This window comes from Vallitalea okinawensis, from assembly GCF_002964605.1.
Taxonomy (GTDB): domain Bacteria; phylum Bacillota; class Clostridia; order Lachnospirales; family PQDH01; genus Vallitalea_A; species Vallitalea_A okinawensis.
Genome location: NZ_PQDH01000001.1, coordinates 795,072 through 818,962, shown reverse-complemented (window position 1 = coordinate 818,962; position 23,891 = coordinate 795,072). Strand labels below are relative to the sequence as shown.

24 protein-coding genes are annotated in these 23,891 nt (G+C 34.8%); 19 read left to right on the top strand and 5 right to left on the bottom strand.

Features of this window, described 5'->3' with window-relative positions; genetic code table 11:
- Position 1 precedes the first annotated feature (1 nt).
- The 11 genes from C1Y58_RS03800 to C1Y58_RS03750 all read left to right on the top strand — a co-directional run bounded on the left by C1Y58_RS03800 (position 2) and on the right by C1Y58_RS03750 (position 9,725).
- Positions 2 to 703 carry an HAD family hydrolase gene (locus C1Y58_RS03800; protein ID WP_105614643.1) on the top strand — a complete coding sequence of 234 codons (702 nt, stop codon included), beginning with the start codon at positions 2 to 4 and terminating at the stop codon, positions 701 to 703.
- A gap of 128 nt (positions 704 to 831) precedes the next feature.
- Positions 832 to 1,509: a DUF1287 domain-containing protein gene (locus C1Y58_RS03795; RefSeq protein ID WP_105614935.1), complete on the top strand. Its 678-nt coding sequence runs from the start codon at positions 832 to 834 to the stop codon at positions 1,507 to 1,509.
- Between the two features lie 81 nt (positions 1,510 to 1,590).
- The gene (locus tag C1Y58_RS03790; protein ID WP_330404378.1) at positions 1,591 to 2,055 is read left to right on the top strand and encodes a pyridoxamine 5'-phosphate oxidase family protein; all 465 of its coding nucleotides are present in this window, start codon (positions 1,591 to 1,593) and stop codon (positions 2,053 to 2,055) included.
- Between the two features lie 27 nt (positions 2,056 to 2,082).
- Positions 2,083 to 2,496, top strand: a complete 414-nt coding sequence (locus tag C1Y58_RS03785; protein WP_105614642.1) for a GNAT family N-acetyltransferase — start codon at positions 2,083 to 2,085, stop codon at positions 2,494 to 2,496.
- Positions 2,497 to 2,586: 90 nt separating this feature from the next.
- Entirely contained in the window at positions 2,587 to 3,291 is a 705-nt protein-coding gene (locus C1Y58_RS03780; RefSeq protein WP_105614641.1) for a Bax inhibitor-1/YccA family protein, read from the top strand.
- A gap of 161 nt (positions 3,292 to 3,452) precedes the next feature.
- Complete coding sequence (locus C1Y58_RS03775; RefSeq protein ID WP_105614640.1) at positions 3,453 to 4,778, top strand: AraC family transcriptional regulator; 1,326 nt, start codon at positions 3,453 to 3,455, stop codon at positions 4,776 to 4,778.
- A complete protein-coding gene (locus C1Y58_RS03770) occupies positions 4,765 to 5,928 on the top strand; it encodes a hypothetical protein (RefSeq protein WP_105614639.1) in 1,164 nt (387 codons plus the stop codon). Before C1Y58_RS03775 ends, C1Y58_RS03770 begins: the two co-directional genes overlap by 14 nt.
- 68 nt (positions 5,929 to 5,996) lie before the next feature.
- On the top strand, positions 5,997 to 6,581 hold the full coding sequence (locus C1Y58_RS03765; RefSeq protein WP_105614638.1) for a hypothetical protein: 585 nt from the start codon (positions 5,997 to 5,999) through the stop codon (positions 6,579 to 6,581).
- A gap of 115 nt (positions 6,582 to 6,696) precedes the next feature.
- On the top strand, positions 6,697 to 7,674 hold the full coding sequence (gene bioB / locus C1Y58_RS03760) for a biotin synthase BioB (protein ID WP_105614637.1): 978 nt from the start codon (positions 6,697 to 6,699) through the stop codon (positions 7,672 to 7,674).
- Between the two features lie 59 nt (positions 7,675 to 7,733).
- Positions 7,734 to 8,636 (top strand): AraC family transcriptional regulator, encoded by a 903-nt coding sequence (locus tag C1Y58_RS03755; RefSeq protein ID WP_105614636.1) that lies wholly within the window; start codon positions 7,734 to 7,736, stop codon positions 8,634 to 8,636.
- A gap of 42 nt (positions 8,637 to 8,678) precedes the next feature.
- On the top strand, positions 8,679 to 9,725 hold the full coding sequence (locus C1Y58_RS03750) for a uroporphyrinogen decarboxylase family protein (RefSeq protein ID WP_105614635.1): 1,047 nt from the start codon (positions 8,679 to 8,681) through the stop codon (positions 9,723 to 9,725).
- A 53-nt stretch (positions 9,726 to 9,778) separates the two neighbouring features.
- Here C1Y58_RS03750 and C1Y58_RS03745 read toward each other — a convergent pair whose 3' ends face one another.
- Positions 9,779 to 10,252, bottom strand: a complete 474-nt coding sequence (locus tag C1Y58_RS03745) for an SAM-dependent methyltransferase (protein ID WP_105614634.1) — start codon at positions 10,250 to 10,252, stop codon at positions 9,779 to 9,781.
- A gap of 167 nt (positions 10,253 to 10,419) precedes the next feature.
- Between C1Y58_RS03745 and C1Y58_RS03740 the strand changes: the two genes are divergently transcribed.
- The gene (locus tag C1Y58_RS03740; RefSeq protein WP_105614633.1) at positions 10,420 to 10,923 is read left to right on the top strand and encodes a GyrI-like domain-containing protein; all 504 of its coding nucleotides are present in this window, start codon (positions 10,420 to 10,422) and stop codon (positions 10,921 to 10,923) included.
- Between the two features lie 2 nt (positions 10,924 to 10,925).
- Positions 10,926 to 11,654 carry a helix-turn-helix transcriptional regulator gene (locus C1Y58_RS03735; protein WP_105614632.1) on the top strand — a complete coding sequence of 243 codons (729 nt, stop codon included), beginning with the start codon at positions 10,926 to 10,928 and terminating at the stop codon, positions 11,652 to 11,654.
- 34 nt (positions 11,655 to 11,688) lie between these two features.
- On the opposite strand, the gene C1Y58_RS03730 is transcribed toward C1Y58_RS03735, so the two are convergent.
- The 3 genes from C1Y58_RS03730 to C1Y58_RS03720 are packed head-to-tail and all read right to left on the bottom strand — an operon-like array spanning position 11,689 to position 14,281.
- Positions 11,689 to 12,021, bottom strand: a complete 333-nt coding sequence (locus tag C1Y58_RS03730) for a hypothetical protein (protein WP_105614631.1) — start codon at positions 12,019 to 12,021, stop codon at positions 11,689 to 11,691.
- Between the two features lie 32 nt (positions 12,022 to 12,053).
- Entirely contained in the window at positions 12,054 to 13,184 is a 1,131-nt protein-coding gene (locus tag C1Y58_RS03725; RefSeq protein ID WP_105614630.1) for a vWA domain-containing protein, read from the bottom strand.
- Positions 13,185 to 13,201: 17 nt separating this feature from the next.
- Positions 13,202 to 14,281, bottom strand: a complete 1,080-nt coding sequence (locus C1Y58_RS03720) for a P-loop NTPase family protein (RefSeq protein ID WP_105614629.1) — start codon at positions 14,279 to 14,281, stop codon at positions 13,202 to 13,204.
- 224 nt (positions 14,282 to 14,505) lie between these two features.
- On the opposite strand from C1Y58_RS03720, the gene C1Y58_RS03715 reads away from it, so the two are divergent.
- From C1Y58_RS03715 to C1Y58_RS03705, 3 genes are all read left to right on the top strand, one after another.
- Positions 14,506 to 15,132, top strand: coding sequence for a class I SAM-dependent methyltransferase (locus C1Y58_RS03715; RefSeq protein ID WP_242985322.1), 627 nt, complete (start codon positions 14,506 to 14,508; stop codon positions 15,130 to 15,132).
- A gap of 4 nt (positions 15,133 to 15,136) precedes the next feature.
- Positions 15,137 to 15,580: an NUDIX hydrolase gene (locus C1Y58_RS03710; RefSeq protein ID WP_105614627.1), complete on the top strand. Its 444-nt coding sequence runs from the start codon at positions 15,137 to 15,139 to the stop codon at positions 15,578 to 15,580.
- Positions 15,581 to 15,668: 88 nt separating this feature from the next.
- Positions 15,669 to 16,628, top strand: coding sequence for an alpha/beta hydrolase family protein (locus C1Y58_RS03705; RefSeq protein ID WP_105614626.1), 960 nt, complete (start codon positions 15,669 to 15,671; stop codon positions 16,626 to 16,628).
- Between the two features lie 54 nt (positions 16,629 to 16,682).
- On the opposite strand, the gene C1Y58_RS03700 is transcribed toward C1Y58_RS03705, so the two are convergent.
- Positions 16,683 to 19,025, bottom strand: a complete 2,343-nt coding sequence (locus tag C1Y58_RS03700) for an ATP-dependent Clp protease ATP-binding subunit (protein WP_105614625.1) — start codon at positions 19,023 to 19,025, stop codon at positions 16,683 to 16,685.
- A 922-nt stretch (positions 19,026 to 19,947) separates the two neighbouring features.
- Between C1Y58_RS03700 and C1Y58_RS03695 the strand changes: the two genes are divergently transcribed.
- The 3 genes from C1Y58_RS03695 to nuoF are packed head-to-tail and all read left to right on the top strand — an operon-like array spanning position 19,948 to position 23,891.
- Positions 19,948 to 20,250: a hypothetical protein gene (locus tag C1Y58_RS03695; protein WP_105614624.1), complete on the top strand. Its 303-nt coding sequence runs from the start codon at positions 19,948 to 19,950 to the stop codon at positions 20,248 to 20,250.
- 37 nt (positions 20,251 to 20,287) lie between these two features.
- Entirely contained in the window at positions 20,288 to 20,782 is a 495-nt protein-coding gene (locus C1Y58_RS03690) for an NADH-quinone oxidoreductase subunit NuoE family protein (protein ID WP_105614623.1), read from the top strand.
- 19 nt (positions 20,783 to 20,801) lie between these two features.
- Positions 20,802 to 23,891, top strand: a complete 3,090-nt coding sequence (nuoF, locus tag C1Y58_RS03685; protein WP_105614622.1) for an NADH-quinone oxidoreductase subunit NuoF — start codon at positions 20,802 to 20,804, stop codon at positions 23,889 to 23,891.

Here is a 23,891-nt window from a genome sequence, read left to right as displayed (position 1 = left end):
AATGTATAATAATATAAAAGCATTACTATTCGATGCTGGCAGAACTTTAAATTATCCACGAACAGGTAACTGGTTTTTTCCACCTAATTTTTTTGAGCATGTAGAAAAAGATGTTTTCCATTCAATTAATCAGCAAAAATTAGAAGCAGCTCTCATGAAGGCTTATCAGTACTTAGATGAAAACCATTTAATTCTAAGTGAAGAAGAAGAGTTACAAGCCTTTAATAAGTTCTATAAGTTGCTTTTTGACAGTGTTGATGAAATTGACATAGATGATGATAAGATACTAGCGATTGCTAAAGATACAGTTTTCAATGACGATAAATTTATCTTTTACGAAGATTGTTATGAGTACATACCTAAGTTCAAAGAGCATTACAAGCTAGGTATCGTATCAGATACTTGGCCTTCTCTTGACCGTGTCTTTAAGAGTTTTAGACTTAGAGATTATTTTGACTCCTTTGTTATGTCTTCGACCTTAGGGGTATTTAAACCTAATGAGAAAATGTACATGACTGCACTTGAAGAATTAGATATTCAACCAGAGGAAGCTTTATTTATTGATGATTCACCTAAAAATATTGAAGGCGCAAAAGCTCTTGGTCTACAGGCTATTTTAATTGTAAGAGATGGTGAGGCAATTGACTATGATGGGGAATACATACATAATTTAGAAGAGTTAGAGCGATTATTAAATAAATAATGAGCATATAACCCTCTTTGAATCTTAAGCTAATCTTAAGGTTTTAAGAGGGCTTTTAACTTGTGGAAGAATTCTCAGAATGATAAAATATTGTAAGAGAGTAGTAATCTATGGATTGGGGTGAAAAAATGAAGAAGTTCTTTCTAAGGATTGTAATACTGGGAATTCTGTTTGCGGGTTTTTTGTTATATGAAGAATACATGTATGGGAATTATCTTTATTTTTTACAACCAACTCTTCGTGTTGAAACGATTACCCTGACCAATGATAAGGATGGTGATGGAGTTACAGATTTAAAGGATATCGTTGAAGGGGCTAGAGAAGAGATAAAGAATAAAACGACATATCATAGTGATTATTATGATGGAGGTTATCCGCCAGAGGATGAAGGGGTATGTACAGATGTCATTTGGCGTGCTCTTGCTAATGCAGGGTATAATTTAAAAGAAGACATGGATCAAGACATCGCCAATCATCTTGAAGACTATCCAAGAGTGGATAAGCCTGATCCTAACATTGATTTTCGTCGGGTAAAAAATCAGTTTGTCTTTTTCAGTAAGTATGCTGAAACCTTAACTACTACAGTTGAGCCTTATAATGCAAGTATTATGTCACAGTGGCAACCAGGTGATATAGTCGTCTTAAAGAAGCCGGATCATATTGCTATTATATCTGATAGACGACGTAAGGATGGTGTTCCTTATATTATTCATAACTCATGGACAGTACCAAAAGAACAGAATTTGCTCCTCAAATGGTATGAAGAAGGTCATATAGTCGGTCATTTTAGATATTATGAAGAATAAAAGAAGAGTCTTCAATCGCTAAATAATTGTGCTATAATGAAAATATTATGAGGTATTCAGTATGCGAAAGGGGAATGGATTATGAGAGAAATGAGACGTTTAAATCGGCAGATTGATTCAGAAGAAGAAGTTATTGAGATATTAAAGCAAAGTGATTACGGCATACTTGCTACAGTTGATTCAAATGGACAACCCTATGGTGTCCCAGTGAATTATGTCTATGCTAACGGTGTTATCTATTTCCACTGCGCTCTTGAGGGACATAAGCTTGATAATATAAGAGAGAATAATAAGATAAGCTTTACGGTAGTAGGAAGTGATAGGATCCTAAGTGAGAAATTTACAACCCTATATTCTAGTGTCATTGTATTTGGAAAGGCTGAAGAAGTTGTTGATGATCATGAAAAAGAAGAAGCACTTAAATTGGTGATACAACGTTTTAGTCCAGATTTCCTTGAAGAGGGATTAGTCTATATTCAAAAAGCTAAACATAAAACGGGTGTTGTTAAACTTACCATTGACCATATGACTGGAAAAAGAAATTAATACAGTAAAGAATAGGGAGAGTAGATCATGCATATTCGAGAACTGACACTTTATGATATTGACAAAGTTCAGCTGATGATTAAAGATTTAGGAAAAGACGAAGCAAGCTATGATAAAATCAAAAGATTCCTAAGTGAAGATGAACATCATCTTATAGCAGCTCTGGATCAAGGCAAAATTATCGGATTTGCTTTAGCCTACGAGTTACCAAGGATAGATGGTAAAGGCAACATGCTCTATGTACATGAAATTGATGTAGCAGAAGAATACAGGCGACAGGGTATTGGCAAAAGTTTAATGGATGAGTTAAACAAGCTACGCATTAATAAAAATATGTGCAAAATGTTTTTACTTGTTGACCCAGACAATTCCCCAGCTATTGGATTATATGAAACCTGCAATGGCTTAAAGTCAGAGAGTCTTCTGTATACATACGAATAATCATACATGCAAATTTTAGTTAATTGACAAGCCTATATTGGTGGTCTATACTTAATAATAATAAATGTATTTGAAACGGAGGGAACATATATGCATCAACAACCACATTTAACGCCTCAAGAGATGTTGGATATGCAATTAGAACAAAGTAGATTTATGACAAAAGTATATGGCTGGATGACTTTAGGATTATTGATAACAGCTATTACAGCACTGTTTACTGTCTATACATCTGTTTTTGATTTTGTTTTTTATAATCAGTTCACTTTTATTGGTATTCTTATTGGTGAGATCGCCTTAGTTATTTATCTTACAAGACGTATTCACAAGATGAACCCAGCTACTGCAGTGACGTTATTTCTCGTATATTCAGCAGTCAATGGACTAACAATCTCTGCTTACTTCTTAGTTTATACAACAGGTTCTATCGTATCAACTTTTATGATAACTGCTGTTACTTTTGGAATCATGAGTGTTTATGGTTTAGTAACGAAAACCGATCTTACGAAACTAGGTAATCTTTTCTTGATGGGATTAGTAGGATTCATTATAGCATCCGTTGTTAATATATTCTTACAAAGTGAAGCGCTTTATTGGATAGCAACATATGTTGGAATCATTATCTTTATCGGATTAATAGCTTATGATACACAAAAAATTAAGACTTACTATTTTGCTTCGACGACAGCAACTGGTGAGCATACAAAAGCAAGTATTATGGGGGCACTATCCCTTTATCTTGACTTTATTAACTTATTCCTTTTATTACTTAGAATGTTTGGTCGTAGACGTTAAGTTAAAACTAAATTTAAATGATTAAGTAACCCAGTATATTTTCCTTAAGAAACTATACTGGGTTTTATTCTGTTAAAATTGGACAATTATTATAAGGATAATATGTTATAATATGGATAACTCATGAGTGAAAGTAAAATATCGGTAAACAGGAGCCCTATATGAATGATTATTGTTGTGTGCAGAAAGCCATTGATTATATAGAAGAAAACATAGGAGAAGAGATCTCTCTTCACCACGTTGCTGATGAAGCATACATGTCTTTGATGCAATTATATAGAGAATTTTATTCTCTTGTAGGGCATTCGGTTAAAGATTATATTCGAAAGCGAAGAATAAGTAAGGCTGCAAACAGGGTGAAAGAGACTGATGATGCTCTTACGAGCATAGCTTTAGATAGTGGATTTGAAACACAGAGTGGATTCATTAAAGCCTTTAAGAAAATTACAGGAGTGACCCCAAGAGAATACAAGAAAAGTGCTCTTTACTTCAGTTTTCCAAAGAAAGATGTCATATATGAGACCACTCTTGTAAATCAGCAATCTATTAAAGTAGTCAATATTCCACCTATGCGAGTTTTGGCCTACGAGCACTTAGCTTCTAAGGAAGATGGAATAGAAGAAGATGCAATAAAGGCGTTTAGGGCGTGGACTAAAAAGAATGGCATATGCATGAAAAAAAAGAGCACATTGTATGGTTATAATTATCAAGTAGATATCACTCAGAAAAAATACGGGTATAGAGTAATGATAGAGGTTGACGATAACATACAGGTTACAGAAGAGGGAATCGACGTCGTTAATTTAGAAGCTGGGAACTACGCAGTAGTGGAGGTTTTATCACCTGATGAAACCATTAGTTCTTCAAGTAAAGCAATTAACAATGCTTGGAATCAATTGTATTCCAACTGGTTGCCTACAAGTTCCTTTATCCTTGGTAATCATCAGTATTTTGAAGAATATATTTTTAAGTCTAATAAGCTTTATAAGATGAGGCTATTTTTACCTATAGCTAGAGATCTAAATCCTGGTAAGATTGAGGTTGTTAAACTTGAGGAAAAAGAAGTCCTTCTATTTATGGGGACCGGCGAAAATGCAGAGGAGGTTGCTACAAAATCCTTAGTCCATTATCTAAAAGATAACCAACTATTACGTAGTAATAATAGATTCTATTTAAGCTATGATCAAGATGATAAATGGTGGAATTGTGGCATTATTGTGACTAAACAGATGGAAGTGAGTAATCAGACCTACAAAAGTATTCCAACAGCTTATTACGCCTGTCTTAAGCCCCACTCTTATGATAATCTCAAGTCACTGGTTGACATCCTCTATCGATGGACGTTTTTCAATAGTCACTACGAAATAAGTGGGCATTGGTTTGCTGTTTATGAAGTGACGGACTGGATTCAATTAGAAGAAAAAACAGAACTAACAATTTATTTACCAATTGAAAAGAAAGGGTGGAATAAAAGTGCATGTTCATAAGTTGAAGCAAGTAGAAGAGATTAAAGATTTTCGGCCGAAAAAAGTACCTCATATGCTAAAAGTAGTTCAAGAAGAAAGGTTGTCAAAAATGCATAAGGAATATACACTTAAATCTAAAATGAGAGATGATTACAATTTTTCTGGTCCGCGTTGTCCAGAAGATCTTGAATTTTCAGCTTCACTCCGAGCACTTGTAGATTACCTGGGTGAAGATATGGGTTATCGTATATTAGAATCTATGAACTGGCGATTGGATAAGAGTTTTATTTATCTTATGGGAGTGACTGGTGAAGCTTTTAGTGCCCCTATGACTCCTGAACCAGCAAAAAGTTATGAGAGAGCTATGAAGGCTATTGGATATGATTATAAATTGTATTTTAGTCAGAGAGAAGACTCTTATGTACATGGAGAACATTTTGAGAGTGGACTAAGAGATGATATTGAATTTTATGAAGGTAAGGGAAAGATTCGAGACCTTATTGTTACCCACATATCTGAGAAAGAAAGCCCTGTAATCGTTATGGGCTTGCTGGATGCACCACAGGGATGTGTGGTTGTTGGTTATAAAGATTATGGTGAAACCCTTATGGGATGGAATTTTCCATCAACGTATTCCACAAATAATACCCCAACTTATATAGAAGTTAGTCACTGGTATGAGAAATCTTATGGTGTTCTATTGGTCATGGATAAAGAGGAGAAATTGAACTATAAAGAGGGTTATAGCCTAGCCTTTTATGATGCGATAGATTATTTGAAGAATGAAGAAGGTCTTAAGGAATGGAAGAAGGTATTAGCGGACCAAACAATGGACATGGATGATAAAATGACTGAGGAGCTCTTTTTTAAGGCAGTCAATCCCATCACTTGGGATTATGCAGAAAGAAGATGGTATGCTGCTAGATTTGCTGAACAAGCTATAGAGTATCTAGAAGAGTATAAAGATATTCTAGAAAAGATTATGAAATGTTGTGATCAACAACATAACTACATGTATGAGATGGCTAGCCTCATCGAGCATAGTCCAGGTCATCATATGAACAAAGAACTTCTCGCAGATGAGAACATTCGAAAGAAGATGATAAGGGTCATTGATCAATGTAGAGAATTAGATCAAGATGTTGTTGAACTGCTCAAAAAGATGAAATAGGACACGGAGTGGCATAAATACATGAGAATGGGAGTATAAGTATAATAAGAAGAAAAAGGAGGCAGACCATGTATATTTTATTTGCCTTAATCTATATGATGTTTATACTTCTAGACGTCACTCAATTCATTCCTATCAATGCTTTTTATGATCCCAAAGCTCTTGCTATCATTATTTTCTCAAGTATCCTGTATATTATTGCTTTAAGGTGCTATGAGGAAGTACAATCTGGTTATCAATTTTTCTTCAACCCTACTTTTAAATTAGATGATGATCGAAAAGAGAAAGTAGTGCATGTTTTTGATGGTTTGTTTAAATTCATGGTTTTAACAGGCGGTATTGTTACGATGACCAGATTAATGGGAAATGGAGGCATTATCTTTTCTAATGTTATACTTAATCCACTTTTTTATAGCTTAATATTGGCTACACTATTTGTTTATCCAGTTAAGAAGAGAGTTCAAATGGGTTCCAGTAAACATCTATTTAAAGAAGCTAACAGTTCTCCAAGAGAAGTTAACAGCTATCAGAAACAGGCTAAAAATTATCCTAAAGAAATTAAAAGTTCCATCAGACCTAAAGGTAAAGAAGCCTTTATAGAATCCATTAAAGAAACTTCTTACGATTCTAAAGAAGAATATACAGATATTTAAAAGATTAAAGTTATTGAATTGTCAACGTGGTCATGTGATTGAGTTGACAATTTTTTAAGTTCATCTTATAATAAAAAAAGTATTATGACGGAATTATTGATGAGGTGAAGCTAAGGTGAGTATTCATATAAAATCCATAAAAGATAAAATAATAAACGGTGATGAAATAACAAAAGATGAAGCATTACAATTGTATGCTGTTGATGAAGAAGATTATGAAATACTATATGACTGCGCTAATGAGATTCGAAAGCACTTCATGGGCAGCAGGGTAGACCTTTGTACCATTATGAACGCCAAATCCGGTAAGTGTTCTGAGGATTGTAAATACTGTGCTCAATCAGCTCATTATCGAACAGGCGTTGTAGAGTATCCATTAATCAGCAAAGAAAAGGCTATAGAGAGAGCACTAGAAAATGCAAGTTATGGTGTGGACCATTTTTCACTTGTTACCAGTGGTAGAGGGTTATCAGGTAAAGATTTTGATGAAATTGTTGAGATATATCGTTATTTAAACGAAAAAGTTCCTAGACTTCGCTTATGTGCATCTTTAGGTATTATTACAACTGATCAAGCTAGACGGCTTAAAGAAGTTGGGGTTCGAACTTATCATCACAACTTAGAAACATCAGAAGATTATTATAAGGAAATCTGTTCAACGCATCCATACTCTGATCGATTAACGACTATAAGTAATGCTCAGGAAGCAGGACTCAGTGTATGCTCAGGCTGTATTATTGGGATGGGCGAAAACGAAGAGGACAGGATTGAACTTGCTTTTAAGGTCAAAGAATTAGGCATTCGATCTGTGCCAATCAATGTTCTCAATCCGATTAAAGGAACACCCATGGAAGGGCAACCTACCCTAGAGCCATTGGAGATTTTAAAAAACATGGCAATCTTTAGATTTATCCTACCGAAAGCTTTCATCCGCTATGCAGGTGGAAGAAATGCTTTGAAAAATTTACAAGCTAAAGGATTTGAAGCTGGCATTAATGCTGCTCTTGTTGGTAATTACTTAACAACTGTAGGTAACAAGATTAACGAAGATATTGAAATGGTAAGATCAAAAGGTTTTGAATATAATAGATAAGTATTTACAAGTAGCCACCTAGTTAGTAAAATGAAATAAAAAGCTAACAGGTGGTTTTTATGTATCCTTATAAAGAATATTTAATTACTTCAAAAGACATTTTCCCAGTAGATGTCTTTATTCAGGACAACTTAAAAAGTTATATTGATGTTAAATCCCATTATCATGATAGTATTGAGATATTATATATGCTGAAAGGTACATGTCAGCAGCAGATCAATGGACATTCTTTAATTCTTCAAAAGAATGATATCATTATTATAAATAGTGGTGATATTCATGCCACGATTTGTGAAAGAAATGTAGAGGTGAGAATTCTTGTTTTTAAATTTTTACCTGAATTAATTCAAACCAATCTAAAGAATTTTAATGAGACTAAATATCTCTTATCTTTTTTAAACTTACCAAAAAATAAGAATGCCTTCATAACAGAAGAAGCTGTAGAACATGAAAGGATCAGTCATATCATAATAGAAATCTATAAGGAATTCTTAGATCAGAAAAAAGGATATGAGATATGTATAAAAGGTTATATTTATCAATTAATCACCTATTTGATTAGATCAGATCTGTTTAGCGTATATATTGATGAAAGTGCAGAGAAGAATTTAGCCGTGCTTCAGCCATTACTCCAATATATTGAGAGTCACTATAAAGATAACATAACTTTAGAACAGGCTGCTAAGATTACAAATATGAGTTATTATCATCTTTCAAGATATTTTAAAAAGGTCATAGGAAGTAATTTCAAAGAATATTTAGATTATGTAAGGGTCATAGAATTCGAGAAGCTTATGATATCTCAAGAGATTACCATTTCAAGAGCAGCACTAGAAACAGGCTTTAGTAATATTTCAAGCTTTAACCGGGTATATAAAAGGGTGAGAGGTTATCCACCAAAATCAATTAAGCAAAAAGTGCAAAGAAATAAGCAAAAAATAAATATCCCTTCTCAATCTTAATTGCTACACTAAATGTATTAAGGATTGAGGAGGGAGTTTTCTATGGGATTTGAACCAAACTATACCCATGTACTAAATGCTGCAAGTAACATTCAACCCAAAAGACTGCCATTGTATGAGCATGCAATCAACGAGCCATTTATTGATAAAGTCATTAATAAGAATATTACTGAACTCATGCGTGGTACTAAAGCAGATAGACAGGAGTATATGAGATATTACATCAACTTCTTTAAAGATATGGGTTATGATACCATAAGCTTTGAAAGATGCATTACCAGCATACTACCTGATGGAGGTGCTTTAGGGGGACATAAAAAGGGAATTATCCAATCGAGACAGGATTTTAAAAGATATCCATGGGGAGAACTAAAAGATAAATTTTTCAGCCAATTCTCAGAGGATTTTGAACTATTACGAGAAGAAATGCCCCAAGGTATGAAGGCTATAGGGGGAGTAGGTAACGGTGTGTTTGAATGTGTACAAGACTTAGTAGGATATACAGACCTTTGTCTAATATTATTTGATGATCCAGAGCTCTTTAGGGATCTCTTTATTCAATCAGGCAAGATTATATTGGAAATATGGAATGAGTTCCTGAAGAAATATGGAGATATGTTTTGTGTGTATCGTTTTGGTGATGATTTAGGGTTTAAAGATACGACACTCCTATCACCTGATACCATAAGAAATCATATTATACCGGAATATAAAAAAGTAGTTGATCTCGTTCATTCATATCATAAACCATTCTTATTGCATTCGTGTGGTAACATATTTCCTATAATGGAGGATTTATTGAATGTTGTTAAGATAGATGCAAAACATTCAAATGAAGATGTTATTGCCCCATTCTCATTTTGGATAGATCAGTATGGAGATAGGATAGGGAATTTTGGAGGAGTGGATGTTGGGCTTTTATGTCAAGGGTCTGAACAGGAAATCAAAGCTTACGTTAAAGATGTAATCAAATATTCTACAGGTCATAAGGGTTTTGCATTTGGTTCAGGTAATTCCATACCAGAATATATACCTGTGGAAGGCTATTTAGCAATGATTGAAGCAGCAAGAGAAGCTAGAGGGGAATAAGAAAGAGAAGCGTTATTCATGAAAGTTATGAATAACGCTTATGCTTTTGTTATTTAAAAGTTAAATTCTTGACCCCAGTCAAAGGTCGCTGATTCTTCATAGTATTTTGGCCAATGCTGACACCACTTTGGCATTTGAACATCCCTTACTCGATCAATTGAGGGTTCATATGGTTTGATATCCAGTATAGGGGTATCATTTTCACAGTCAATATAAGCAATCTCTATACGGTGATTCTCTTGATCAAGATGGATTAGAGGACAAGGTGTAATGGCTATTGGATTAGGTCTAATCGGAGATCTTGTAGCTAATAAACCAATCTTCTCTGGACCATTTTTATAGGGTTTATCGACTACTGTTTGACTTCTAGTTTCTTGACTATCATAAAGATGAAACCACCATACAACCTGAAGATGGCTATATTCTTCAAGTCCTAGAGTTGCTTCAAAGTAACACTTATCCAATTCTAAGAAGAACCTTGATTCTTCAATTTTTACTTTACCAATAGGATCAAATGTAACTGACATCACTATTCCTCCATTCGTTTTTTATTTCATCTACTCCATTATAAATCCAAAGAAGTCCATAATCTTGATGATTCATGTTGAGATGAATTTGTTAGAAGGCTTAATTTAAGGAGGAAGATATGGTAAAATGAATTATAATTTGATGAATATTGCTAAAGGAGGGTATTATGGATATAGAATTAGTGGAACGAGATGCCATGTTACTAGGTGGAATGAGTTTCTATGGAGATCCTTTAAGTACAAAAGGTGGATGGGATGAAGAAAATGAGATAGGTAGAACATGGCAGAGATTTATGACGTATGTTCATTCTCATGAGGAGCGAACTTATACAAGTCATGACTCATACTTCTATGAACTGCATATCTATAATGAAGATACGCCAAAAAATGGGCAATTTCAAGTATTCGTTGGAGAGAAAGTGAACACAAGTCAATTGCCAGTAAAGTTGGATTCTAAATATATACCTTCTTCACTATATTTGAAAGTTACCTTACGAGGAAAAGAGATCATCAGCGATTGGTGGTATGAACTTGAACAAGAAATAGCATCAAATAAAAATATACAAAGAAATTATCAATACATTATACAAGCCTATGATCATCGATTTAAGGGAATGGACAAGATTAATGAATCAGAGCTAGATGCTTATATTCCGGTAGAGAGGATATAACTATGGCCATTTACGAAGCCCTGAAGGAAAGCATTCGGTTCATTGAATCTAACTTAGAAAAAAACATTGGTGTGAAGGATGTAGCAGATGTAGTATCCTATTCACAATTTTATTTATCAAGGGAGTTCTCTAGAGTAACTCACATATCTATTTATGACTATATTATTAGACGGAAAATTTGTGAATCCTATAGATATCTTATTGCAACACAATCAAAAATAGTTGATGTGGCTTTTAAGTACGGCTTTAATTCACATGAAGTCTATTCAAGGGCTTTTAAAAAAGTATTTGGAATGAATCCGAGTCAAATAAGAGTCGATGATTACTTAGCTTATTATGATGCAATCGATGACCACTACTTTGACTTTTTGTATCATTTAAATTGGGAGCTTGTAGATGAGGGTGTAACTTCCTGCTATTTCGATGGCATACCCACTAGAGCGTTAGAATATCGTAATGCATTGATTGTTTTGTCCAAGGATCATACTTATGAACAATTTAGGTTACAAGGGAATCTCGTTGCTGTTAAAGATACACACCTCGTTTATGAGCTAAAAGATATGGTTCATAGAATAAGAGTATACAGTACAAATACTGATTTTGCCTATCGATTTTTTGTTGATAATTATTTGGATAGAAATGATTTGACTAGTAATTATATATTATTAAAAAAAGAAAACAAATATATTGATATTATTGTGCCTACATTAAACCCTAGATCATCCCATTAGCAAATGTTCTAGGGTTTAAGTAGGTCTAGTACTATTAATTATCAAAATCAAAGACATGAAATACAGAACCATGGCTCGTTAAACTTATAGTTATGCGTCCTTTGATTAAACCGCTGTATTTTTCTTTTAGAGCGGTTAATTGTTGATCAAAGTCTTCATTTAGGGAGACATTTGCAGCATCATTATAGTCGATAATAACAAAGGATGATCCATCTTCTTTAATGATAGCGGGATCTTTCTTTGTTGTACCTTTAGCTGAACTTTTCGTTAGCTGACGTAAGTAACTTCCCTTTTTAAGCATTTCTTTTGCGAAAACTTTTTTATCAATAAGAATTTTCCCACCAATAATATCAATATCTATATACACTTTTAGATCATCCCCATTCACATTATATCAGCTCAACTATCGAAAAGAACATAATGCCCAAAGCCTGCAGGTCTTTTTTCACGATTATTAATGACCCATAAGGTTTTCTGATGAACACTCTCTGGTGCTTTGCCATCACCATCAGTAAATATAATGACCAAGGGTATTTTCATTTGATCAGCTAATTTGAAAATTGGTCTAAAATCTGTTCCGCCACTTTTCATTCGATTTTTAGTCTTAATAAATTCCTTTAGTCTAACCGGAGGGGTACATTCTGTATCAAACCTTGTAACAGATATCTCAACGCCAGAGATTTTACTTATGGTCACTAGTTCCTCATAGAACTTATTAACCAAGCCATTAGATATGGACCCGCTCTCGTCTATAGCTACTAAAGCTTGGATTCCAACTGATCGTTTTGTTCCTGGTAAGTTCTCAAACCTTCTTGATTGTCTTTTATAGGATTTTCGAGTTTGTATCTTACCTTTTCCTGTTAAAAACCTTTTTAAGACTTGTCGCCAATTGACTTTGAAATCAATATATATATCATCTATCAAAGATTCCATATCTTCTGGACTTTCACCTTCTGAAAAGGCGTCATTCATGACTTGGGATAGCTGATTTTGCAGAGCACTTTCATTGACATCTGATAATGAGTCTTCAGAAAGCTTATCAGCTTTTAATTCCTTATCACTATCAATGACAATGATGATATCTTCTTCTCTTGTTGTAAAAAATAAAACTTGATCACTGGCAGAGATGATATCATAATAAGTTTCCGCACTCTTTTTGGCAGGTACGGTCTCTTTTATTTCTTTGGCAATTTTATCAACTGTAATAGCCTCATCATGTAGATACCTTTTATGAATATGTTCATTTACAGTCATATCACATGCAATTGTCCATAGATTAATATCTCGATTTTCCCTTCTGTAGGCATGTAAAAAGATGAGGTGAATCAATTCGTGCAAAACAACACCTATTTGATGTCTTTCTTCTAGTCCTTCAAACCATTGTCTATTATAGTGGAGTTTCATTGAAGGATAGGGTGACATTTTAAAAGTGGATATGCTTGTTGACTCAACTGGAGTAATACCAGCAGCTACATAGCCATAGAAGGGTTGTTTAATGAGTAACTGCAGCATGACTTCTTGAATTGTCATGTAACCTCAACTCCTATCTACTCGATTTCTAATATAGAAACTAATCGATCACTGATGGCATCAAAATGATTGGAACTATCCGTGATACGATCCATATCCTTTTCACGATTGGTTGCAAGGTATTTAAAGAAGAGGATTTGAAGTTCTTCCGATAAGTCATCTAATAAGCCATGGATGTTCTGAATATGACTATTGTTAAGTTCAAAGCATAGGACAACTTTCTTAATAAGATAATTTAATAAGTCTATTCGATGATCATTCACTAGATGAATTACATCTTCACGAATACTGGCGTAATGATTTAAAACATCGTCAACAGCTGGTACTTTCGTATTCCTGTTCTCAAGATAACCATAAAATGATGCAGCTGTCTGGGCTCCTACGATACCTGCAATCAACTCACTCATCAATTGGGGAGCTAATTTACAGTTGTTGAGCAACTCCTGAATTTTTGTCCATCCTCTTGGGGTTGGGGCTTTATTCAATGCTGTTGAATCAGCAGATTTTTTTGTGATTAAGAGCATATCTGGTGTAGCTTGGAGGAAATTTAGGACGTCATCATTTGGATGATTTTTTAGAGAGTGGTCAACATAGTCATGAATATTGGCGGTTACTTCAATGGAAATAAAACGATCTAACATAGCATCATCAAGAGAGTTAACCATATAGTTCATGGTATCAGGATTCATGGTGACACCAATGGTCCAACCAGGTGCCAAGTCATGCCCATTGATCTTCTTCTCAAGTAGAAGAGGATATAAGACAGAAGTAGTATCACTGGGCACGCGATTAATCTCTTCTAATACTAAAATCCCTCGTTCAGGATATATGCCATCTTCAACGGCTTGTTGAGTTGGTAAGAACTGTGGAGCAAGGTATTTAGTAATACCTTTTTCACGATCTTTATCAGGTAAGCCCATAAAGTCAGGTCCTTCAAGAGCGGCAGCATACAATCCTATATAACCAATGTCTAACTCTTTAGCACATTGTTGATAAGCAGAGGTTTTACCAATACCTCTTTCACTGATGAGAGCAGTTACACTATTGGTATTAAGATAAAGTTCTTTAATACATTCCTTGGCTTCGCTAATTCTCAATGCAAAGACCTCCTAACAAACTATAGTTTAATTCATTCATTATAACCATTCTAAAGAATTGTTAAAAATTTGTCAATATTATTCTGTGTTTATTCTAAACATTTGGATTAATTGAAAATATAAAAATATAATGAATAAAATTATTGACATACCATAGTTATTAAGAATATAATTATAGGACGGGAACAAACGTTTGTTATGTGATGTTGGAAAGGGGGATTTACTTGAGTAATTATAGTGATGTATGGGATAACTATTATAAACATAAAGCAAATGGAGATATTACATATGATTTATGGTTGGATAAGTATCAGGATCAATTAGAAATGTCTAAAGATATACCTATAATCGATTTGGGATGTGGGGGAGGCAATAATACATTATATTTAATTGAAAGAGGGTATAAACCCATAGCATGTGACTATTCTGTAGAAGCACTAAATGCATTAAACAAGGCTATACCTCAAGTTGAAACGAGGCAATTTGATTTATTAGAGGGGTTACCTTTTTCTGCAAACGGTCATAAAGTTGTCATTGCAGATCTATGTTTACATTATTTTTCCTGGGAAGATACGCTTAGAATCGTTAAGGACATTAAAACAATATTATCAAAAGACGGGTATTTAATCTGTCGTTTGAATTCTGTAAGAGATGAGGTATATGGAGCAGGTAAAGGGCTTGAGATAGAAGAAAACTATTACCAGGTACATGGTAGAAAAAAGAGGTATTTTAATGAGGAGCAGGTTAGAGCATTATTTGATGAGTGGGATATTCTTCATATTGAAGAGTATCAAATGACTCGAATCAAGGACAAAATTCTTTGGGAAGTTGCATTGAGAAAGAGGGGATAAGGCTATGGCTAAAGAACGATTTGTAATGCCTGTTGCAGTACACTTATTTTTAATGAAGGAAGATGAAGTCTTGCTGCTAAGAAGATACAATACTGGATATGAAGATGGTAATTATAGTGTGGTAGCGGGGCACGTTGATGGTAATGAAGATTTTATAACGGCCATGATCAGAGAAGCAAAAGAAGAAGCTGGTATTACTATTGAAAGACAGAATATGATTCCTGTACAAGTTATGCATCGCAAGAAGGATCATGAAGAGCGTATTGACTATTTCCTTGTAGCTAATCAATGGCAAGGAGATATAGTCAATATGGAGCCTAATAAATGTGACGAATTAAAATGGTTTAATGTTAAAGACTTACCTAAAAATATAATTCCATATATTAAATGGGGACTAGATAACTATCAACAAGGCGTTCAATTTTCACAATTTGGTTGGGATTTATAAATAATATTCAAAGCTGACATACTGATGTCAGCTTTGTTAATTTATAATGTAGGAAGATCGCATATTAGGAAACAAAGGGGGAGAAAATATGAAATTTAGTAACTTTAAAGAGTATGAAAAAGCTTATACAGAGCAATATATTAAAAAAGATTACGAAGGTGTTATAGATTTACTTAATCATGGAAAGGATCTACTGCCACAGGAGGAATATGAAAAGAATCTTTTCATAATCATGCTGGATAAGGCACGAATATATACAGAAATACCGGATTATAAGAAATGCATAAGCACTTTTATGGATATGACTGAATTAGGTTTTGCCTGTCCTTTAGTATGGAAGAGGTTTGAACCTTTAAAAAAAGAAGAAAGATATGATGAATTAATTGAGAAAAATGACCTGTTACTAGAGGAAGCTAAAAAGAAAGCTGAGTTTAAATACGAGGTTCATTTACCTGAAGGATACTCAAGGGAGAAAAAATATCCTTTATTCTTAAATCTTCATGGTGATGGTTCTGATGGAAATATTGAAGAACATAGCTGGTATTGGAAACCAGAGGCTTTAGTCAAAGAAGGATTCATTGTAGTATATCCTCAGTCCTCACAAGTATATTGCTATAATGGTTTCGGATGGCTGATTGATCCTGAGGTGGCGAGAAAAGAAATTAGAACATGTTATGAAGAAATAGCAAGAAAGTATTCGATCGATAATGAGCGAATTATCATTGGTGGATTTTCTGGTGGTTCAATGGCAGCAGCTGATATTACGATGTATAATGTGATCCCAGTTAGAGGCTTTGTATCTCTTTGTCCAGGTGAAGAATTGAAAACATTCAATAAAAAGCATACCGAAGATGCTAAAAAGCGAGGAATTAAAGGCGTTATCATTGAAGGAGAAAATGAAATAGAGCCGACTGTACAAGAGGTTATTCATGAGTTTGATGAGGTGGGTTTTACTTATCAATATCATATCATGGATGGTGTTGGTCATTGGTATCCTGATGATCTAGACGAAAGAGTTAATAAGGCATTAGAATTTATATTGGAATAGGGTTAATGCTATAAGAAAAGCGAATGGTTTATAACCATCCGCTTTTTGCTATATCTATTCACCTTGATCTTCTAATAAATTATCTTCTTTGACAAGCTTAAGAGTTGGTTTTTCATTTTCCATTATAAAGAGAATTTTTACACCTTTCTTAAGTTCGCCTTTAATATAACTTTCTGCGATATCATCTTCAATGAACTTTTGAATGGTTCTTCTTAATGGACGAGCACCGTATTTAGGGTCATAACCTTTCTCAAGTAAGAAGTCCTTTACATCGTCATCAACATCAATTTTCAAGCCTTTTGCACGAACATCAATATAAACTTCTTTTAACATGAGATCGACAATCTGGCGAAGTTCGTCTTTATCTAACTGGTCAAAGATAATGATTTCATCAATGCGATTCAAGAACTCTGGGCGGAAAGCTTCTTTAAGAGCGCCTTGTACCTTGTTTTCTAAAGCTGCTTTTTCATTATTATTGAAGCCCATGCCTAAACCTTTTGTATTGGTTCCAGCATTGGATGTCATAACGATAATGGTGTTTTCAAAGTTAACGGTACGACCTTGACTATCCGTTAAGCGACCATCTTCTAGAATCTGAAGCAACATATTGAAAACATCTGGGTGAGCTTTTTCAATCTCATCTAATAAAACAACAGAGTAAGGTTTTCTTCTAACTTTTTCAGTTAATTGTCCACCTTCATCATAGCCTACATATCCTGGAGGTGCACCGATTAATTTGGAAACAGTATGTTTCTCCATATACTCTGACATATCCACACGAATCAAAGCTTCTTCTGTACCGAATAATTCTTCAGCTAAAGCCCTCACTAGCTCTGTTTTACCAACACCTGTTGGACCAACAAAGATAAAGGAGGATGGTTTACGTTTCTTTCTAAAGTCAGAACGGTTACGTCGAACAGCTTTAGATACAGAAATAATGGCTTCATGTTGACCAATTACGCGTTCATGAAGACGATTCTCTAATTTCAGTAAGCGTTCAGCTTCTAATTCAGTAATACGCTGTACTGGGATCTTAGTCCATGATTCTATAACATGAGCAATATCTTCGATGGTAATATCCACATCATTACATTGATTTTCAATGGCCTTGATTTGCTCTTGGATTTTGATTTCATTCATTCTCAGCTGAGCAACCTTTTCGTAATCATCAACTGCTGCAGCTTCATCTTTTTCTAACTGAATTTTGTTATAATCTTCTTTAAGTGCTTCTAACTCAACAAGACCTTGATTCTTTAAATTGGCTCTTGAACCAGCTTCATCAATAACATCGATGGCTTTATCTGGTAAGAAGCGGTCTGTGATGTAGCGTTCAGATAAATTAACTGCTGCATCTATAATGTCATCAGAAATGATAACGTGATGGTATTTCTCATAATAATCTTTAATGCCCTTTAATATCTCAATGGATTCTTCGATATTTGGTTCATCTACGATAACAGGTTGGAAACGTCTCTCCAAAGCTGAATCTTTTTCGATATGCTTACGATACTCTTCAAGAGTTGTAGCACCGATGATCTGAACCTCACCACGAGCGAGAGCTGGTTTGAGGATGTTGGCAGCATTCATGGCACCACCATGAGCTTCACCAGCACCTACTATATTATGAAGTTCATCGATAACAAGAATAACATTACCTGCTGCGCTTGCTTCTTTGAGAATAGACTTCATACGAGATTCAAACTGACCTCTAAATTGAGTTCCAGCTACAACAGCTGTTAGATCTAATAGGTAAATCTCAGCATTATAAAGTTTGGCAGGGACTTTCTTCTCAGCAATTCGTACAGCTAAGCCTTCAGCAATAGCTGTCTTACCAACACCAGGTTCACCGATAAGAACAGGATTGTTCTTGGAACGACGGTTTAAAATTTGAATAACACGGTCGATTTCTCGATGACGACCTACAATGCGGTCTACGCCGCCTGTTTTTGCTTTCGCTGTTAAGTTAATGCCAAAAGAATCTAGATGCTTACGGCTTTTAGAAGGTTTTGGTCTTTTTTTTGTTTTTATATCAGGTCCCTCATTATCCTTAGTATCATCTGAATTAGTAATGTTAAATGCATCATTGGAGCCATCACCACCTGTAAAGGCGCTGAACATCTTTGAAAAAGGATTAGATGATTGATCATCATCATCCCCCATATCTGCTAATTCATCCATGTTGACATCCATATCATTGAACATAGACATCATTTGGGTATTAAGGTTGTTGATATCATCTTCTGACATACCAGATTGCTTCATTAAATGATCCATTGGAGATATGCCTTGTTTTTTCGCGCATTCCATGCAGAGTGCCAAAGGTTGTTGTTTGCCGTTGACAATTTTATTTATGAAGATGACAGCAATGTTATTATTACACACTTGACATTTCATCATATTGATCAACTCCGTCTATTTATAATCTATATTAAACAGAATTAAATAATTACTTTGGGGTGAGTAATTATTTATATTTTATTTATTAAATCAGAATATATGAATCTACTAATATATTCTGATTGTATTAGAACTAGTATAACACTTTTAAATTATTATGTCTATTGCTAACAATTTCTATATTATATATTGTAGACTAAGGAAATGTTATTTAATATTATTAAATTATATTATTCGGTTTAAGTAATAAATGTGCAGCTTGACCTCATTGTTAGTTATAATTTTACCAAAAAAAGAAGTGCTTTATGTCTAATTTGAGGAAGCGTTTTTGCTCCCCATTTTTACATATGCTTAAATAGCTGAATCACCACATTTTATAAGCTTATTGTTAGTTGTTTAACGTTAAAAAGTTAACCAATGTAAAATATGTATTACTATTGAAAAGGGGAGTAGTCTTGTTATATAATAGTAGTAAGATTTATTTTGTTATACTTTTATCATAATGTGAGTACTTTATTCACTACTAACTTTTCACCAATGCTTGACTATCTCGTACAAGTATCTTTCTTTATATCCAAACTTAATGATCTCATTTATTATGGCTCTTTATTCACGTAACTATGCTTATCATCCCAGAATTGGCCTATCAAGTGTATATACCCAAAATTACAGACTTATACCTATTATTAATGAAGAATGCTATCAGCTATATATTGAACTTAACATGACATGCTCTGTAACAGTAGGTTCAAAGGCGTTTTGTTTTATGCGCAAGTTGATACATTGACAAAGCTAAGTATAGGGGTCAAGAATTCTTTGATCACGGTACTTTTCTTAGTCATATAATAAAGTTCAAAGGAATAAGTAATTAATATCACACCAGGCAATTAGTCTGGTGAAAATGTATGAAGGGGGCACAAAGATGGAAGAAATCATGGAATGCATCCAAAAAAGAAGCAAGTTATTGTACGACATTAACTGTATCAAACATTATATAGAGGGAGGTGACTATGACAAGAGTTTAAAAGAAGCATGGCATAGGTACAATAATGAACTGGAAGAAGTCAACAATAGAATCTCAGAATATGTAAAGCCTCATTATAGTGAGCTTTATGAACAAAAATCCAAATTAACTAGTGAAATTAAAGAACATAAAAATGAAATCAAAAAACTCAAAGAGCAAATAGAATATATCGACACCTTAATGATGGAAACAGAGGCTTGAGAATACATTAGAGCGTTGCAATTAAGGAGGAAATAGGATGGAAGTAAAAAGCACTTGTAATTGTAAAGAAATGAGTGAAGAGGAAAAAAGAAAGCTCCTTGATGAATTTATTGAGGACTATAAAGATAAGGAAGGAAGCCTTATACAGGTTCTCCATATTGCACAAGGGATTTATGGCTTCTTACCAATGGAGCTACAAAAATATATCGCTGAGCAAATGAATAAACCAGTGTCTGAGGTCTCAGGTGTTGTTAGCTTTTATTCTTATTTTACGACACAACCTCGCGGTGACTATACCATCCGTGTATGCTTAGGAACAGCTTGTTATGTACGTGGTGGTAAGAAAATTTTAGACCGTTTAAAAGACATCCTAGGTATTGATGTGGGGGAAACGACAGAGGACAATAAGTTCACCCTTGAAGTCATGCGCTGTATTGGAGCTTGTGGATTAGCACCTGCCATTACAATTAATGATGTTGTTTACAAGCAAGTTAATCCGGATAAGCTAAAGGATGTTTTAAACCAATTTTAAGTAAAAGGAGAAGTTGTGTATGGCTAAAATAACATCAAAAAAAGAACTTAAGACGATTAAAGAAGAGTTCCTTGGTAAAAAGAATAGATATAAATACGTACTCAATGTGTGCTTTGGGGGAGGGTGTTTATCATCTAATTGTGAAGCAGTTAAAGACGCATTGGTAAAAGAGTTGGAAAATTGTGAATTATTAGACGAAGTTTTAATTAACCAAACTGGGTGTATTGGAGCTTGTGATTTGGGACCATCCATTCTTGTTGAACCTGATAATACCTATTATATTAAATTAGATCCAGAAGACGTAGGTGAAATCGTTAAGCGTCATATCATTGATGGGGAGATCGTTAGAGAAAAATGTTATTATGATCCAAACAAAGATGAATTTATTCCCTGCATCAATGATATTGAGTTCTTTAAACGACAAGAAAAGATTGTTTTAAAGAACTGTGGTGTCATCGATTACGGCTCAATTGATGGGTATATAGCTAATGATGGCTATGGTGCATTAGCGAAAGCTGTAACAGATATGTCTCCTGAAGAAGTTATTGATGTAATGAAGGAATCCGGTTTAAGAGGACGTGGCGGTGGAGGTTTCCCAACAGGCTTAAAATGGTCCTTTGCTTATAAAGCAAAAGGTGATCAAAAGTATGTTATTTGTAATGCTGATGAAGGTGATCCAGGTGCATTTATGGATCGAAGTCTACTGGAAGGTGATCCACATGGGATCATTGAGGGGATGGCATTAGCTGGTTATGCTGTAGGAGCATCAATGGGGTATGTATATGTTCGGGCGGAATACCCTATTGCTATAGAAAGATTAGAAAAAGCAATTAAAGATGCTAAAGAATACGGTCTCTTAGCTGGACCTTTATTTGGTTCAGACTTTACATTTGATTTAGAGATTAGAATTGGTGCTGGAGCTTTTGTGTGTGGTGAAGAAACAGCTTTGATACACTCAATAGAGGGCAAGCGAGGAGAGCCACGTCAAAAACCTCCATTCCCAGCTAATTCAGGTTTATTTAATAAACCAACAGTAATTAATAATGTTGAAACTTATGCTAATGTTCCTAAAATTATATTCAATGGAGCTGAGTGGTTTAAAGGTTTCGGAACGGAGAAGAGTCCAGGTACTAAAGTATTTGCTTTAGCAGGTGCAGTTCGAAATACAGGTATTGTTGAAGTGCCAATGGGAATTAGCTTAGGAGATATTATATATGATATCGGCGGTGGCATTAAAAATGATAAGAAGTTTAAAGCTGCTCAAACAGGAGGTCCATCAGGCGGATGTTTAACTCAGGAATCATTAAACGTACCGGTGGATTATGATTCATTGAAAGAGTTAGGCTCCATTATGGGATCTGGTGGTCTTGTCATCATGGACGAAGATAACTGTATGGTGGATGTAGCCAGATACTTCATGGACTTCGTACAAGAAGAATCTTGTGGTAAATGCGTACCTTGTCGTTTAGGGACGAAGCGTATGTTAGAGATTCTCGAGCGTATTACCCGGGGTGAAGGCGAAGAAGATGATATTAATAAATTAGTAGAGTTAGGAGACATGATTAAAGAATCAGCCTTATGCGGTCTAGGTCAAACAGCACCTAATCCAGTAATAAGTACTCTTAAGCACTTTAAACATGAATATGAAGAGCATATTCAAGATAAGAAGTGTACTGCAGGAGCGTGTGGTGACATGTTCTTATCACCTTGTGAGAATGCTTGTCCAGCTGGTATTAATGTACCTGGATATATTGCATTGATCGCAGCTAATCGCGTTAAAGATGCTTATGATTTAATTCGCCAAGAAAATCCATTCCCGGCAGTTTGTGGTCGTGTTTGTACTCATCCCTGTGAGTATAAATGCCGCCGTGCTCAATTAGATGAGCCTATTGCTATTGCTGATTTAAAACGTTATGCTTCTGATGTTGTACTTAAAGAAGGTATTCCTTCATCGAATGATCGGTATGCATATAATGGTAAATCCATAGCAGTAGTTGGTGCTGGTCCATCCGGATTATCCTGTGGTTATTACTTAGCACGTTTAGGTTATGATGTAACGGTTTATGAGCAGCAAGAAGTAGCTGGTGGTATTTTAGCATTTGGTATTCCAGAGTATCGTCTACCAAAAGCTATGTTAGATAAAGAGATAAAAGCTATTGAACAAGAAGGCGTTAAGATTAAGCTTGGCGTTGAAGTAGGTAATGATATATCTTTTGAAGAGTTACGTGAGCAGCATGAGGCTGTTTTTGTAGCAACAGGTACACAATTCTCCAATAAGATAGGTATTGATGGGGAAGAGTTAGACGGTGTTTATTATGGATTAGATTTCTTAAGAGATGTAAATACAGGCAAAGAAACAGTTGTTGGTAAGAAGGTGGCGATAATCGGTGGTGGTAATACAGCCATTGATGCTTCCAGGGTAGCATTACGTTTAGGTGCAGAAGAAGTACATATCCTTTATCGTCGTCGTAAGAAGGATATGCCTGCTGATTGGCGTGAAATCGAAGAGGCTGTTGAGGAAGGTATACAAATACATACAATGATTAAGCCTGTTTCAATCGAAGGTGAAGATGGAAAGGTTAAGAGTATTAAGATGCAAAAGATGATTCTTGGTATGTTTGACCGTTCAGGTCGTCGTCGTCCAGTTGAAGTGGAAGGTCAAGTCTATGCAATGGAATTTGATATGATCATTCCCGCAATTAGCCAATACAGTGATTTACCGTTTATTAAGAAAGAAGAAGTAGAAACAACTAAATGGGGAACCTTCGTGGTTGATGATGATACTATGATGACCAATCTTGACGGTGTATTCGCAGGTGGCGATGTTGTACGTGGACCAGATACAGTGATTCAAGCTATTGCAGATGGTAAGAAAGTAGCTGAATCCATTGATATGTATCTTGGAGGAGAAGGTGTATTGAATAAAGGTCCAGAGATTGAGATACCATCACCTGTTGACTATGCAGAAGTTGTTGAGCATGACCGATTCCCAATGAATGTTCTTGACCCAGAAGACCGAAGCGATAACTTTGATGAAGTAGTATACGGATTCCACAGATTAAACGCAATTGCAGAGTCTATGCGATGTCTGCGCTGTGACAGAAGATAA

Coding starts and splice junctions, on each gene's coding strand:
- C1Y58_RS03780 (WP_105614641.1), top strand. CDS start 2,587: ATGCATCAACAACCACATTTAACGCCTCAAGAGATGTTGGATATGCAA.
- C1Y58_RS03795 (WP_105614935.1), top strand. CDS start 832: ATGAAGAAGTTCTTTCTAAGGATTGTAATACTGGGAATTCTGTTTGCG.
- C1Y58_RS03700 (WP_105614625.1), bottom strand. CDS start 19,025: ATGATGAAATGTCAAGTGTGTAATAATAACATTGCTGTCATCTTCATA.
- C1Y58_RS03750 (WP_105614635.1), top strand. CDS start 8,679: ATGGGATTTGAACCAAACTATACCCATGTACTAAATGCTGCAAGTAAC.
- C1Y58_RS03740 (WP_105614633.1), top strand. CDS start 10,420: ATGGATATAGAATTAGTGGAACGAGATGCCATGTTACTAGGTGGAATG.
- C1Y58_RS03790 (WP_330404378.1), top strand. CDS start 1,591: ATGAGAGAAATGAGACGTTTAAATCGGCAGATTGATTCAGAAGAAGAA.
- C1Y58_RS03695 (WP_105614624.1), top strand. CDS start 19,948: ATGGAAGAAATCATGGAATGCATCCAAAAAAGAAGCAAGTTATTGTAC.
- C1Y58_RS03690 (WP_105614623.1), top strand. CDS start 20,288: ATGGAAGTAAAAAGCACTTGTAATTGTAAAGAAATGAGTGAAGAGGAA.
- C1Y58_RS03710 (WP_105614627.1), top strand. CDS start 15,137: ATGGCTAAAGAACGATTTGTAATGCCTGTTGCAGTACACTTATTTTTA.
- nuoF (WP_105614622.1), top strand. CDS start 20,802: ATGGCTAAAATAACATCAAAAAAAGAACTTAAGACGATTAAAGAAGAG.
- C1Y58_RS03735 (WP_105614632.1), top strand. CDS start 10,926: ATGGCCATTTACGAAGCCCTGAAGGAAAGCATTCGGTTCATTGAATCT.
- C1Y58_RS03800 (WP_105614643.1), top strand. CDS start 2: ATGTATAATAATATAAAAGCATTACTATTCGATGCTGGCAGAACTTTA.
- C1Y58_RS03765 (WP_105614638.1), top strand. CDS start 5,997: ATGTATATTTTATTTGCCTTAATCTATATGATGTTTATACTTCTAGAC.
- C1Y58_RS03705 (WP_105614626.1), top strand. CDS start 15,669: ATGAAATTTAGTAACTTTAAAGAGTATGAAAAAGCTTATACAGAGCAA.
- C1Y58_RS03755 (WP_105614636.1), top strand. CDS start 7,734: ATGTATCCTTATAAAGAATATTTAATTACTTCAAAAGACATTTTCCCA.
- C1Y58_RS03745 (WP_105614634.1), bottom strand. CDS start 10,252: ATGTCAGTTACATTTGATCCTATTGGTAAAGTAAAAATTGAAGAATCA.
- C1Y58_RS03785 (WP_105614642.1), top strand. CDS start 2,083: ATGCATATTCGAGAACTGACACTTTATGATATTGACAAAGTTCAGCTG.
- C1Y58_RS03725 (WP_105614630.1), bottom strand. CDS start 13,184: ATGACAATTCAAGAAGTCATGCTGCAGTTACTCATTAAACAACCCTTC.
- C1Y58_RS03775 (WP_105614640.1), top strand. CDS start 3,453: ATGAATGATTATTGTTGTGTGCAGAAAGCCATTGATTATATAGAAGAA.